Origin of the sequence: Thermoactinomyces daqus (assembly GCF_000763315.1) — a bacterium.
Taxonomy (GTDB): Bacteria; Bacillota; Bacilli; order Thermoactinomycetales; family Thermoactinomycetaceae; genus Thermoactinomyces_A; species Thermoactinomyces_A daqus.
In genome coordinates this window covers 14,741-27,976 of the sequence record NZ_JPST01000006.1, presented here as the reverse complement: position 1 = coordinate 27,976, position 13,236 = coordinate 14,741, and the positions used below count along the sequence as shown (strand labels likewise).

General features: G+C 48.7%; 12 protein-coding genes and 1 riboswitch. All 12 genes read right to left on the bottom strand.

The window, feature by feature from the left end; genetic code table 11:
• Positions 1–117: 117 nt before the first annotated feature.
• Positions 118–2,409, bottom strand: a complete 2,292-nt coding sequence (metE, locus tag JG50_RS0102975; RefSeq protein WP_181735403.1) for a 5-methyltetrahydropteroyltriglutamate--homocysteine S-methyltransferase — start codon at positions 2,407–2,409, stop codon at positions 118–120.
• Between the two features lie 143 nt (positions 2,410–2,552).
• Positions 2,553–2,756: riboswitch (cobalamin riboswitch) on the bottom strand.
• 208 nt (positions 2,757–2,964) lie between these two features.
• Complete coding sequence (rnjA, locus tag JG50_RS0102970) at positions 2,965–4,638, bottom strand: ribonuclease J1 (protein ID WP_033099635.1); 1,674 nt, start codon at positions 4,636–4,638, stop codon at positions 2,965–2,967.
• Between the two features lie 183 nt (positions 4,639–4,821).
• Positions 4,822–5,694: a 4-hydroxy-tetrahydrodipicolinate synthase gene (dapA, locus tag JG50_RS0102965; RefSeq protein WP_033099634.1), complete on the bottom strand. Its 873-nt coding sequence runs from the start codon at positions 5,692–5,694 to the stop codon at positions 4,822–4,824.
• Between the two features lie 28 nt (positions 5,695–5,722).
• Positions 5,723–6,952: an aspartate kinase gene (dapG, locus tag JG50_RS0102960; RefSeq protein WP_033099633.1), complete on the bottom strand. Its 1,230-nt coding sequence runs from the start codon at positions 6,950–6,952 to the stop codon at positions 5,723–5,725.
• A gap of 14 nt (positions 6,953–6,966) precedes the next feature.
• Entirely contained in the window at positions 6,967–8,004 is a 1,038-nt protein-coding gene (locus JG50_RS0102955; RefSeq protein WP_033099632.1) for an aspartate-semialdehyde dehydrogenase, read from the bottom strand.
• 103 nt (positions 8,005–8,107) lie between these two features.
• A complete protein-coding gene (locus JG50_RS0102950) occupies positions 8,108–8,710 on the bottom strand; it encodes a dipicolinate synthase subunit B (protein ID WP_033099716.1) in 603 nt (200 codons plus the stop codon).
• Between the two features lie 8 nt (positions 8,711–8,718).
• Positions 8,719–9,615 carry a dipicolinate synthase subunit DpsA gene (dpsA, locus tag JG50_RS0102945; protein WP_033099631.1) on the bottom strand — a complete coding sequence of 299 codons (897 nt, stop codon included), beginning with the start codon at positions 9,613–9,615 and terminating at the stop codon, positions 8,719–8,721.
• Between the two features lie 109 nt (positions 9,616–9,724).
• On the bottom strand, positions 9,725–9,967 hold the full coding sequence (locus JG50_RS0102940) for a YlmC/YmxH family sporulation protein (protein ID WP_033099630.1): 243 nt from the start codon (positions 9,965–9,967) through the stop codon (positions 9,725–9,727).
• A gap of 226 nt (positions 9,968–10,193) precedes the next feature.
• A complete protein-coding gene (locus tag JG50_RS0102935; RefSeq protein WP_033099629.1) occupies positions 10,194–10,376 on the bottom strand; it encodes a Spo0E family sporulation regulatory protein-aspartic acid phosphatase in 183 nt (60 codons plus the stop codon).
• Positions 10,377–10,391: 15 nt separating this feature from the next.
• Positions 10,392–10,835 (bottom strand): dUTP diphosphatase, encoded by a 444-nt coding sequence (gene dut, locus JG50_RS0102930; protein WP_033099628.1) that lies wholly within the window; start codon positions 10,833–10,835, stop codon positions 10,392–10,394.
• The gene (locus tag JG50_RS0102925) at positions 10,832–12,082 is read right to left on the bottom strand and encodes a M16 family metallopeptidase (RefSeq protein WP_033099627.1); all 1,251 of its coding nucleotides are present in this window, start codon (positions 12,080–12,082) and stop codon (positions 10,832–10,834) included. The genes dut and JG50_RS0102925 overlap by 4 nt, the downstream gene beginning before the upstream one ends.
• 81 nt (positions 12,083–12,163) lie before the next feature.
• Positions 12,164–13,129: a polysaccharide deacetylase family protein gene (locus JG50_RS0102920; protein WP_033099626.1), complete on the bottom strand. Its 966-nt coding sequence runs from the start codon at positions 13,127–13,129 to the stop codon at positions 12,164–12,166.
• Between the last annotated feature and the right edge of the window lie 107 nt (positions 13,130–13,236).

Genomic DNA, 13,236 nt, shown 5'->3' with positions numbered 1-13,236 from the left:
AATAAATCCAAGGCCATAAAACAGTTCGATGGCCTTGGATTCATTACCCACTGCGCCGACCTCTCCGTTGATCCCAATCCGGCATTGTTCCGGAAATTACCCCGTTCTGCAGATTGTTCAGCACTCGGACAAACGATTACGGACAATCTGTGTCGCTTTCACCATATTTTTCAGTGAAGCGACGGTTTCCTCAACTCCACGGGTTTTTAAGCCGCAATCAGGATTAACCCAGAACAGTTCAGGTTCCAGAACTTGCAGGCCGCGTTCAATGATGGCAATGATTTCATCAGCGGACGGAATTCGCGGACTGTGGATATCATATACTCCCAGTCCGATTCCTTTGTCATAGTCATAATCTGTAAACGCAGATACCAATTCCCCGTGGCTTCGCGATGTTTCGATTGAAATCACATCCGCATCCAACCGGCTTATGGAGTCGATAAAGTCATGAAACTCACAGTAGCACATATGCGTATGGATTTGCGTCGTGTCTTTCACCGAAGAAGTCGTTAGGCGAAATGCCTTCACTGCCCAATCCAAATACTCCTTCCGTGACGATTTTTTAAGCGGCAATCCCTCCCTGAGGGCTGGTTCATCCACTTGGATCATCTTTATTCCGGAAGCTTCCAACGCTTCCACTTCTTTTCTCAATGCCAGAGCAATCTGCCAGGCCACTTGCTGTCTCGGCAGATCATCACGAACGAATGACCAATTCAAGATGGTTACGGGCCCTGTAATCATTCCCTTGACCGGTTTTTCCGTGAGGGATTGGGCAAAAACACTTTCCTTCACACTCATGGGTTCAAGAAACTCCACATCACCATAAATGATGGGTGGTCTTACACAGCGCGATCCATATGACTGAACCCACCCATTCTGCGTAAAGGCAAACCCTCCCAGCTTCTCACCAAAAAACTCCACCATATCGGTCCGTTCAAATTCCCCGTGAACCAGAACATCGAGTCCGATCTCTTCTTGAATATGGATCCAGTTTTTGATTTGCTTCCGGATAAATTCATCATAACGCTCTCCTGTCCACTCTCCCTTCCTCCACTTTCGCCTGGCTTGCCGCACTTCTGAAGTCTGCGGAAAACTCCCGATCGTCGTGGTCGGCAACAGCGGGAGTTTCAATACGTCCTGTTGCTTCTTTCGCCGCTCCTCAAACGGGAGGTTACGTTGCAGATGATGAGTTTGCAGATTTTCGACAGACCGATGCACTTCCGCACGGTTTCTCACCGGGGATTGAGCCAACTGACGCAGTGCCGCACGGCTGTTGTCCAATCTCTCCGAAACAGTGTGGAAACCATGGTTAAACCCTTTGACCAAAGCGGCGATTTCATCCAGTTTTTCATCGGCAAAAGCGAGTGCATTTTTTATTTCCGGTTCCAAATAAGTCTCATGTTTGACGGAGACAGGAACATGCAACAAACTGCAGGATGGTTGCAGCCATATGCGGTCCGGGGAAACATAACCGGTGATTTCCCTGATCAACTCCGATTTTTTCGGCAAATCCGAACGCCAAACATTTCTCCCGTCAACCAGCCCAACCCCCAGCACTTTGTCAGCAGGAAAACCATACATTTTGATATATTCAAGATTCTTCTCCAAACCGTATGCAAAATCCAGCCCAATCCCTTGGACGGGCAAATCGATCAGCTCCGGATACCATTCGGCATAATCAAAATAAGTTTGCAGCATGATGCGAAGCTGAGGGGCTGCTTCGTGCAATTGCCTGTAAATGTATGCGACCGTTTCCATCTCTTCTTTGCTGATGGATGTAACCAGAACCGGTTCATCAAATTGAATCCACTCAACGCCTTCCTGCTCCAATTCCTGCAAGATTTGCACATACAACGGCATCAACTGCAAGATAAACGCAGGCAGCTGTGCGCGTTCGTACCCCTTGGAAAGTTTTATAAACGTATAAGGCCCGACAATCACCGGCTTCCCTTGAATCCCCAGTTTTTCTTTTGCCTCGCGATAAGCTTTAAGAGGTTTATTTTCCGTCAGGGTTGGTTGCACTCCCTCATATTCCGGAACAATGTAGTGATAATTCGTGTTAAACCATTTTGTCATTTCACAGGCAACTGCTGTCTGATTTCCTCGCGCCATCGAAAAATAAATATGAAGCGGAACTTCTCCTCCTTCATGGCGAAACCGTTTTGGTACCAGCCCAAACATGACAGCCATATCCAACATATGATCATAAAACGTAAAATCGCCCACAGGGATCAAATCGATTCCATGATCTTTTTGCTTTTGCAGATGCGACAGACGAATCTGTTCCATTCGTTTAAGAAAATCGGCTTCTTCCAATTTTCCTGCCCAAAACGCTTCCAGAGCCTTTTTCCACTCGCGATTTTCCCCAATGCGCGGATAGCCTAAGTTACTGCTTTTGATCCTGCTCATTCTGCAAACCTCCCATATGAGTTCATACATAATAAAAAAGCATTCCCAACGTTCACAGAGAGCGTTAGAAATGCGAAAATAAGCAGGATCAGACAGACGAACCCCTTCACTTTTCTAACACCTCCCTATCTCCCGTAGGTCAAGCAGTGTTGTCAGAATAGGCAGGTCTCCTGGCTCCAGGATCTTCACCAGCTAAACCGCCTTCCCAATCCAGTCAAGGATCAGTGACATCATCTTTTTAGCTGATTCCCCTGTCACAGTGGCGGGACCGCACCGGATTCACACCGGTTTCCCTATTAAACTTTAGAGATGGCTTCCTCTAAAGTACCTATTCCCACTATTTTCATTTGTTTTTGCTATTATAAAGGATCATCAAAGAAAGAACAAGAACAAATTGCTGAATTGTTTTTTTACTGTCCCAAAAACAGATTTCCTCCATGCGCCCATAACACAATCCGTTTATAAATGTTGTCAGCAATCGATTTTACCTCAAATTAAAAAGCCACAACCCCTGATGTTTCAAGGGTTGCAGCCTCTTGTGCGGTTTAGATCCGATTATACTTCCATGATGATTGGCAGAATCATGGGACGGCGGCGGGTTTTCTCAAACAAGAATTTGCTTAGCGCATCACGAATACTTGTTTTCAGGGAAGCCCACTCGCTCACTTGTTCCCTCATACATTTTTCCATCGTTTGGCTTACAATGCGATTCGCTTCTTCCAAAAGCTGTTCTGATTCGCGAACGTAGACAAAGCCGCGCGAAATAATATCCGGACCGGAAAGAATCGTACCGTTTGTTTTACTTAGGGTAACCACAACGACTAAAATGCCGTCTTGGGAGAGTAGTTTACGATCTCTTAGTACGATGTTTCCAACATCTCCAACGCCTAGTCCGTCAATCAGCACTTTCCCTGTCTGAATTTTGGGACCATATCTCGCTTTTCCGTCTGAGAATTCGACTGTATCTCCGTTGTCACAGATAAAAATATTTTCTGGGCGCACTCCCACAGATTCGGCAAGTTGGGCGTGAGCACGCAACATGCGGTACTCACCGTGAATCGGAATAAAATATTTGGGTTTCATCAGGCTTAGCATCAGTTTCAAATCTTCTTGAGAACCATGTCCTGACACGTGAACATGAGAAGTCGTACTGTAAACGACATCAGCGCCGATGCGGAACAGCTGGTCAACAGTGCGGCCGATCAATTTTTCATTCCCCGGAATCGGCGTCGCGGCGATGATCACCGTATCGCCGGGCAAAATCTCCACTTTCCGGTGGGAAGCGTTTGCCATGCGCGTAAGTGCAGACATCGATTCCCCCTGGCTGCCGGTGGAAATCACCGCAACCTTGTTGGCCGGAAGGTGATTAATTTCATCCGGATCTATCAATAAATCTGATGGAATCTCCAGATAACCCAATTCCGAGGCGATATTTACCACATTCACCATACTGCGTCCGACCACCGCCAATTTCCGCCCGTACGTGTGGCAAGCGTCCACCACTTGCTGGATGCGGTGTATGTTGGAGGCAAATGTGGCTACAATGACCCGTTGCTTCGCTTTCCGAAATACTTCTTTAATTCCGTCACCAACCGTGCGTTCCGAACCGGTAAACCCGGGACGTTCTGCGTTGGTACTGTCCGACAACAAACATAAAACGCCTTTTTTCCCTATTTCCGCCATTTTGTGCATGTCGGCCACACGACCCCCGACAGGGGTCAAATCAAATTTGAAATCGCCCGTATGCACCACAGCCCCTTCGGGAGTCTCAATGCAGACTCCGACCGAGTCCGGAATGCTGTGGTTCGTATTGAAAAACGTGGCCTTCAAATGGGAACCTAATTTGATTTCCGACTGGTTATTGATCACATGCCGTTTCGTGTCATTCAGCAGATGTGCTTCTCGAAGCTTATGTTCGACCAATCCCATTGTCAGTTTCGTCGCGAAAATGGGAACGTTTAGTTGCCGCAAGATATATGGAAGACCGCCAATATGATCCTCGTGTCCATGTGTTAAGATAATTCCGCGTACTTTCTCCCGATTCTCAACAAGATACGTGATGTCCGGAATGACAATGTCGATTCCCAACATGTCCTCTTCAGGGAACATTAAGCCCGAGTCAATGACGACAATGTCATTCTCGTACTGCACCACATACATGTTTTTTCCGATTTCATCCAACCCACCGAGAGCAAAAACGTAGAGTTTGCCCCGCTGGTTTTTTGTCACAAATGTACCTCCTATATATTCTGTTGTCGTCACCCTAAACCGCACAAATCTCACTTGTTCTCATTATATACGATCAAAAAATATGTATGCAACCAATTCTTGTTGAAACGGAGCTGAAGAAATCATCGCGATTGAGGAAAAATGAGAAAAACCGACCTGCACATACAGATCGGCTCATTCTGATTATAATAATTCCCTGATCCATTCATCCGTTGCCGCCCTTTGCAGTTCATCCATTTCTGTGAGCGGCAACCGGACATAAGGCTCCGACCAGCCCTTTTGCGCCATCGCATACTTTAACGGCACAGGGCTGGATGTGATAAACAAACCGTGGAAGACGGGCAACAGTTTCTGATGAATGGCGATCGCCTTCTGATTGTCACCGGCAAAAAAGGCATCGATCATCTCTTTTATCTCTCTGCCGACCAAATGACTGGCCACACTGACCACACCGGCTCCGCCCACAGCCAGCACCGGCAGGGTGATTCCGTCATCGCCGCTGTAAACGGCCACATCCGAGGAAATGGAAGCGATCAGGTTGGAGATTTGCCCCATGTTTCCGCTCGCCTCTTTGATCGCCACGACCTGATCCAATTCGGCCAGGCGCTGCATCGTATCAACAGTCATATTGACACTGGTGCGCCCGGGGACATTGTAAAGCATGACCGGCAGTGACGTCGCAGACACAATCGCCTTAAAATGTTGCACCAGTCCCTCTTGCGAAGGCTTGTTATAGTACGGTGCAACCAGCATGATTCCGTCGACACCGATCTCTTCCGCCTCTTTGGTCAGTTCGATGCTTTGCTGTGTATTGTTGCTGCCGGTTCCCGCAATCACTTTCACGCGTCCGGCCACTTTCTCTTTGGTAAAACGGAACAAAGCCAATTTCTCTTCGTGAGTCAAAGTAGGCGATTCGGCTGTTGTTCCTGAAACGACGATCCCGTCGCTCCCCGTTTCGATCAAGCGCTCAATGCATTCTTCCAGCCGGGGCCAATCAATTTCGTTTTCCTTGGTGAACGGGGTGTACATCGCAGTAATTAGCCGGCCAAAAAACATATCTCTCACTCCATTTCCAAATGCACGCTCACGCATAATTGAGATTATGCAGGTTAAATTTCCGGTGAAGGGCACGAATGGCTTTTACCATATCTTCTCCGTGCACCAGCACCCAGATCGTCGTATGCGAATCGGCCGACTGCAAAATTTGTACATCTTCTTCAGTCAGCGCTTCAGAGATTTTCGCCATAACCCCCGGCACCCCGGCAATGCCCGCACCAACGACCGAAACTTTGGCACAGCCGCGGGAAAGTTCCGGAGTTAATCCCAAGTCGCTGATGATGGCTGCTGCCTGGTCGGCAAGGTCATCATAAACCGTATAAGCGATCTCACACGGATTGACACTGATGAAGTCGACACTGATCCCATGGTCGGCCATCGCTTTAAACACGCTTACCTGCCAATCATATTGGCCCTGGTTTACACGGATTTTTATTTGCGTCACATTGGGCATCTGTGTAATCCCGATAATCGTGGTTTCCCGCACTTCACTGGCCGGGCGGTCGATTTCCGTCAAATGCGTCACCAGTGTTCCCTTATGATCCGACATCGTCGACCGCACGCGAATCGGGATTTGCGTTTGCATGGCAATTTCAACGGCCCGCGGGTGGATCACTTTGGCCCCCTGAAACGCCAGGTTGCACATCTCAGTATACGTAACCTGTTCCAGTTGGGCGGCATCTTCAACAATGCGCGGATCAGCGGTCATGATCCCTTCGACATCAGTGAAAATATCCACATATTCTGCATGCAAAGCGGCCCCCAAAGCGGTCGCGGTCGTATCGCTGCCACCCCGGCCCAATGTCGTGATCTCCCCATCGGTTGTCTGCCCTTGAAAACCGGTCACGATCACGACATTTCCTTTTTCCAGTTCATGTTTGACCCGCTTGGGATTGACGGTAATAATCTGTGCGTTGGTATGATGATTATTCGTAATGATTCCCGCTTGTCCACCAGTCAGTACACAGTTTTGAATTTCATGTTTTGTTAAGAGGGAAGAAATCGTGGCGGCGGAAATAATTTCACCACAGCTCATCAACAAGTCTTTTTCGCGCGGAGTGATTACGTCCCCATATTGTTTGGAAATACTTAATAGTGTATCTGTTGCATAGGGGTCTCCCTTTCTCCCCATCGCAGAAACCACGACGACCAGACGATATTCTTCGGCCAGCGCCTTGCGAATATGATGCAATACGCGCTGGCGCTGTTCGGGGGTCGCCACTGAGGTTCCGCCAAATTTCTGTACGATGATCCTCATGGTGTATCCCTTCTCTATCTTTCATTTTCAATGAGTACTTCCGCAATTTGAATCGCATTGGTGGCTGCCCCTTTGAGCAGATTGTCGGAAACGACCCACAGGTTGAGTCCGCGCGGATGATTCAGGTCACGCCGCAGCCGTCCGACAAACACCTCGGTGCGATCCGCAGAATGAAGCGGCATCGGGTAAATTTGCCCGGCAATGTCATCCTGAACCACAATTCCCGGCATCTCGCTTAAAAGTGCCCGAACCTCATCCAATTCAAAATCTGATTTTAATTCCACATAAACAGATTCGCTGTGTCCGCGGAAAACCGGTACGCGCACACATGTCGCCGTTACGCCGATCGAGTCATCGGCAAAGATTTTTTTCGTCTCACGGACCATTTTCATCTCTTCCAGGGTAAACCCGTTTTCTTCAGCTACATCCACTTGCGGAATCACATTAAAAGCCATTTGGTAATGCCGATCCAATTTTCCCACCGGAAGCACACTGGCGGTCACTTCATCCCCGTTCAAACTCGCCTTCGTTTGCTGCTCCAGCTCGTGGATCGCCTGCCAGCCGGCTCCCGAAACAGCCTGGTAGGTGGAAACGATCACGCGTTCGATGCCGTAGCGATCATACAGCGGTTTTAGTGCAACGACCATTTGAATGGTTGAACAGTTTGGATTGGCAATAATCCCTTTATGATTTTTCGCCGCTTCCGGATTTACTTCCGGCACCACCAGGGGAACTTCCGGATCCATCCGAAACGCATTGGAATTATCAATCACAACCGCTCCTCTTTTCGCCGCTTCCGGCGCGAGCACCTTACTGACACCGCCGCCCGCACTGAACAGGGCAAAGTCAACACCGGCAAAGCTCTCCGGCGTCGCTTCTTCGACCACCACTTCTTCCCCGCGAAAAGTGATCGTTTGCCCGGCAGATCTTTTGGATGCAAGAGGGCGCAATTCTTTTACCGGAAAATTTCGTTCATCCAAATACTTGAGCATTTGTTGTCCCACAGCCCCGGTTGCTCCGACGACAGCTACTGTGTATTCCCTGTTTGCCACTCAATTTCCCTCCAATAATCCTGATCATATGGGAGTCGTCCTCCAAACAGCAAAAAAGCAGGCAATTGGAGGACGTCTGTCTTATTGCGAAAGCTCTTATCTATTATGAAGTGAAATCGCGATATTTTTCAACTATTAATGGTTGCAACTGCCTTCCTTCAATGGCTGACAAACAGGTTTCGGGGATCAGTTCCATCCGCGCCACCATTGATTTCGGCTTTTTTTCCGGAGCATCCTGACCAAAAGGAACAAAATATACATCTTTTGTTGTCAGCAGACAGGCCAGATTCTTTGCGTTCAACCCCAGCGCGTCGTTGGTGGAAATGGCCAACACGACCGGCCGGTGATTGCGCATCTGCGCCTTGGCGGCCATCAGCACCGGCCCATCTGTCATCGCATTTGCCAGACGCGATAATGTATTCCCCGTACAAGGGGCAATCACCAGGCAATCCAAAGTTTTGGCGGGGCCGAGAGGTTCAACCTCGGGGATGGACATAAGCGGTTCCTGCCCGGTAATTTCTTTGATTTTTCGCTTCCAATACTCCGCCGTCCCAAACCGGCTGTCCACCGTTGCGACGGTATGGGAAATAATCGGAACCACTTTTGCCTCCATTTCAACCAATCGCTGCATTTGCGGCAGAACCTCGTCATGCGTGCAGTGGGACCCTGTCATGGCAAAACCGATTGTCAATCCGGCAAAGCTGATCTCCCTCACTACACGGCTCCCTCCTTTTGCAATTCGGTTGTCATCAGTTGCGTGATGGTTCGGGCGAGGATACGACCCGCCGTCTTCGGCGCCACTATACCTGGCAAACTCGGAGCCAAAATCGCCTTGATTCCCCGTTTCTCGGCAAAGGTGTAATCCACTCCGCCCGGTTTGGAAGCCAGATCAAGGATCACCACATCATGAGGAACTTGTGCCAGCACTGTGGAAGTGATAATGAGGGCGGGAATCGTATTAAAAATCAAATCGGCATTGCGGACATACTGAGCCAAATCCTCGATATCGAACGATTCCATCCCCATTTCAAAGACCCTTGCTTTATAGGCGGAACCACGCACCCCCACCTTGACCCGTGCCCCGATTGCATGAAGCGTTCTCGCCAGCGACATCCCGCATCTTCCCAGCCCGAGAACGATGCATTCAGAACCGTGGATGGTGATGTCCGTATTTTGGATCGCCATCATCAATGCTCCCTCCACGGTCGGAATCGAGTTATAAATGGCAACGTCATCCCGCTCCATCAGTTCAAACAGAGCGATCTGATATTTTTGGCAGAGATTTTTCAAATATTGTGTTGCCATCCCAGCAAACATCAGGCAATGCTTGGGAAGCGCCGCCACATGTTCTTCTGTGAGCACCAGGGTTTTGGAGGTAAATACGCTGTTTACCATCCCGTACTCATCTGTTCCGATAATGGGTAAAACGAGGACATCAGCTTGCCTCAACACATCTGCCGATAATTCCTTCAAGGTCGCGCCGCTGAGGGGGCTTTGCAAATTGTCATAACCGATGAGACTTACCCTAGCATCCATCTGGATACAGCTTTTTATAACTTCCAACTGTCTCGCATCTCCACCGAGGAAGACAACATGCTTACCTTCCAGCATATGCAATTAACTCCTTTCCCCGGAAGAATAAGTACACAAAAAGGCATTGCCAACTAATCAATCCTTGCTTGCATCATATGAGGGTGTTGGGTATTCGGTTCCGCACTTTTTATCCTTTCTGCTCAGCCGTGCTGATGATCACCATCTCCGGCCCCACTTTTTTGACCAGACGCCAGGATAATTCAATCTGCCGCGATTTCTTTTTGAACCACGAGGAACCCACCGGGATCAAAATGGATTCGATTTTTCCGGTCTGCGGGTGAAAAGTCAGATCCGCATGCAAAAAGTTTCCCAGTCGCTCACCGTTAACCAAATCAATGCATTCCTTTTCGGCAAATTCACTCCAACGCATATTTCTCCTCCATTTTTGCTCAGCATGATAAAAAAACTTTCTTTACCTCATATTTATGAACGGAAAAAGCAAAACATAAGAAAAATCCCCCCGCTGTTGCAGGGGAAAATAAACATTCCTCTTATCGCAAGCACGATCCGGGGGAAAGCCTGAACAGACCCGTTCCTCATTGCGCTTTGACACAAAAAAGCCCGGGGGATTATCTGATGCGCCCCCCAGACTTTCTTTATTGACAACACTTTTTTTTGGCTTTTTGCACTTCGAGGATGAGCAGATCCAACTTCATGGAAAGCGGCAAGACTTCCGCAGCTCCCAAGCGAACGGGTTCACCGCTCACAAACTGATACAGCTCATGCCTGAGCCGCTCCAATTCTTCTTCCACTGCCTTGCATGGCAAGATTTCAGCCATGAAGATCCCCTCTTCCTATTTGCCGGTATGACCAAACCCACCTGCACCGCGAGCTGTTTCATCCAACTGCTCCACGATCTCCAACGATACCTGCGGCACCTCTGCGAAGACAAGCTGAGCAATGCGATCTCCGCGTTCAACGCTAAACGGTTCATCCCCCAAATTAAGCAAAATGACACCAATTTCGCCCCGATAGTCAGCGTCGATCGTACCGGGAGAATTGAGAACGGTGATCCCCTGCTTTAAGGCCAAGCCACTTCGGGGCCGTACTTGCGCTTCCAGGCCCGTCGGCATGGAAACGGCGATTCCGGTAGGGATCAACTTCCATTTCCCCGGCTCGATCACGGATGTTTCCTTTACCGCTGCATGAAGGTCAAATCCGCTGGAACCAATGGACATTTTTGTTGGAAGAGGCAAATCTTCGTTTCCTTGTAGTTGAATAACTTTGACACCGATCAAGCGAGTTCCTCCCTGAAACCTTCTGGTATTTTACCGTCAGGTGAGATGAGAGCCAGCGACATGGGAGAGGTGAAAAGCTCACAAGCCAGCTCATTGACATCATTTAAGGTAATCCGCTCCACACTGTCCACGATTTCATCCATGGACAGATGCCTTCCCAGCAGAAGCTCATTTCTTCCCAAACGGCTCATGCGATTGTTTGTGCTCTCCAAGCCCAACATCAAACTGCTTTTCAGCTGTTCTTTTGCTTTGTTCAATTCATCAGCGGTCAATCCATGCCGTTTCACTTGCTCCAGTGTCTGGCAAATGCATTCGCACACTTCTTCTTCCTGGCCATGCTTGGTTCCGGCATAAACGGCAAACACGCCCCCATCGCGATGCGCGGAGTGATATGAGTAAACAGAATAAGCGAGGCCCCGCTCTTCCCGGATTTCCTGGAACAAACGCGAACTCATGTTTCCTCCGAGAACATTATTAAGTAAAACCAGCGTATAAATGCGTGAATCCCGAATCGAAAGTCCCGGAAGGCCAATGCAGAGATGAGTCTGTTCCGTCGGCTTTTGTCTTACTTTCACCCCCGGCACAAATCGGAGGGGATTCGTCCCTTTGACCGCCGACTTTCCTTGAAATCCGCCAAATGATGCGACGATTTGGTCGTAATAATCATCCGGCAGATTCCCGGCCACCGCAACCACCACCTGGTCCGGCGTATAATGATCCTTTTTGTATTCAAGCAGGGCTTCTCTCGTAAAGCGGAGGACCGTCTCCTCATTTCCGAGCACGGGATAGCTGAGAGTGTGATTCCCGAGTGAGGCGACCGACAGCAAATCGTGAACCAAGTCGTCCGGTGTATCTTCCACCATGCGAATTTCCTCAACAATCACCTTTTTCTCTTTTTCAATTTCGCCCTCGGCAAAAACGGAGCCAAAAAACATATCCGTGAGAATTTCCAGAGCGGTGGAAAAATGTTGATCCAGCACTTTTCCGTAATAGCAGGTGATTTCTTTGGAAGTAAATGCGTTGACATGGCCGCCGATCGCATCAAAAGCCTCCGCCAGCTGCCTCGCCGATCTTTTTTCCGTCCCCTTGAACATCATGTGCTCAATAAAATGGGAAATTCCGTTATTTTGTTGATTTTCATCTTTTGAACCCGCACCCACCCAGATGCCCAGCGCGACAGAGCGGACATGCGGGATTTTCTCGGCGACGATCCGAACCCCGTTTGGCAACGTATGTTTTACGATCAAGTAAGATCCTCCTTATCCACGGCAAGAGAGCATTAATCAAGCAGTATCCATACTATAACAAAACTTGCATATCCGCTCAAATCAATCTGCCCGATTGGATGAAAGAACTTCACCGACCGTTGTCCATTTTAATCCTTTTCTCTTCCCCTCACGCAAAATTTGCCGCAAAGCTTTTACCGTCCGGTCTGTCGGATGCGTCAACAAAAGGTGACCTGGTCCGAGTTCCCTTTTCACTTTGGTAACCATCATCCCCGGGGAGACGGATTTGCGCCAATCGACAGTGTCAACAGTCCATAAAACCGTTTGCAGCTGGTGCTTGGCTGCGACTTCACATACCATCCGGTTAAAATCACCTGCGGGAGGAGCAAACCATTTGCTTTTGGTGTTCAACGTTCGCTCAATCAGGGACTCGGTTTTCCCGATTTCCCGTTCCATTTGATTCCTGCTAATTTTGCTCATCAACGGATGCGAATAAGCGTGATTGCCGATCTCATGCCCGTCGGCTGCGATTCGCCGTGCCATGTCCGGATTTTTTTCCAGCCACGAACCATCAAGAAAAAATGTGGCTTTTACCTTTTCCTCTTTCAATATCTTTAGCATGTCAGGAATATATTCCGTGCCCCAGGCCACATTCACCATCAAAGCAACCGTTTTTTTTCGTTCATTCCCACGGTAAACCGGTTGGGGACCGAGATCGCTCAAAGAGACTTTCGGGGGAATCTCCCGATAAACCCAAACGATTTTCGACTGATCTTTTTGTCTGAGAGTCCGTCGCACCGTTTCTTCTATGTTCACTTCCCTGCCATTTAGGCCGGGAATCGCTTTCCATACCCGATCAACCCGTGCATCAATCGGTTTTATGTAATACTTGGCTGCCTCTTTTTTCACCCGTTCATAAAGCGGGTTTTCTTCATCAAAATAATGAAATACCTGTATTGATTTATGATTTTTCACAGATGTCACATAAGATTCGATCACTGGTGTTTGCACCAAGACGACCATAAAAACAACAGACAAGAGTATGGATGCCGCCCGGATCGGAAACAAGGCTTGTCACCTCCTTTTTTCCTACCATATGCGGGCAGGCATCTTCCTATTCTTCCCCTGAAAACGTAAAAAAAGAGACAGATCGCTCTGACTCTTTTGTTGCTTCC

What these genes read in the sequence shown, in the direction of transcription:
- dapG (WP_033099633.1), bottom strand. Translation starts at nt 6,952, where the DNA reads ATGAGGATCATCGTACAGAAATTTGGCGGAACCTCAGTGGCGACCCCC.
- JG50_RS0102935 (WP_033099629.1), bottom strand. Translation starts at nt 10,376, where the DNA reads ATGGCTGAAATCTTGCCATGCAAGGCAGTGGAAGAAGAATTGGAGCGG.
- JG50_RS0102940 (WP_033099630.1), bottom strand. Translation starts at nt 9,967, where the DNA reads ATGCGTTGGAGTGAATTTGCCGAAAAGGAATGCATTGATTTGGTTAAC.
- metE (WP_181735403.1), bottom strand. Translation starts at nt 2,409, where the DNA reads ATGAGCAGGATCAAAAGCAGTAACTTAGGCTATCCGCGCATTGGGGAA.
- dapA (WP_033099634.1), bottom strand. Translation starts at nt 5,694, where the DNA reads ATGTTTTTTGGCCGGCTAATTACTGCGATGTACACCCCGTTCACCAAG.
- dpsA (WP_033099631.1), bottom strand. Translation starts at nt 9,615, where the DNA reads ATGCTGGAAGGTAAGCATGTTGTCTTCCTCGGTGGAGATGCGAGACAG.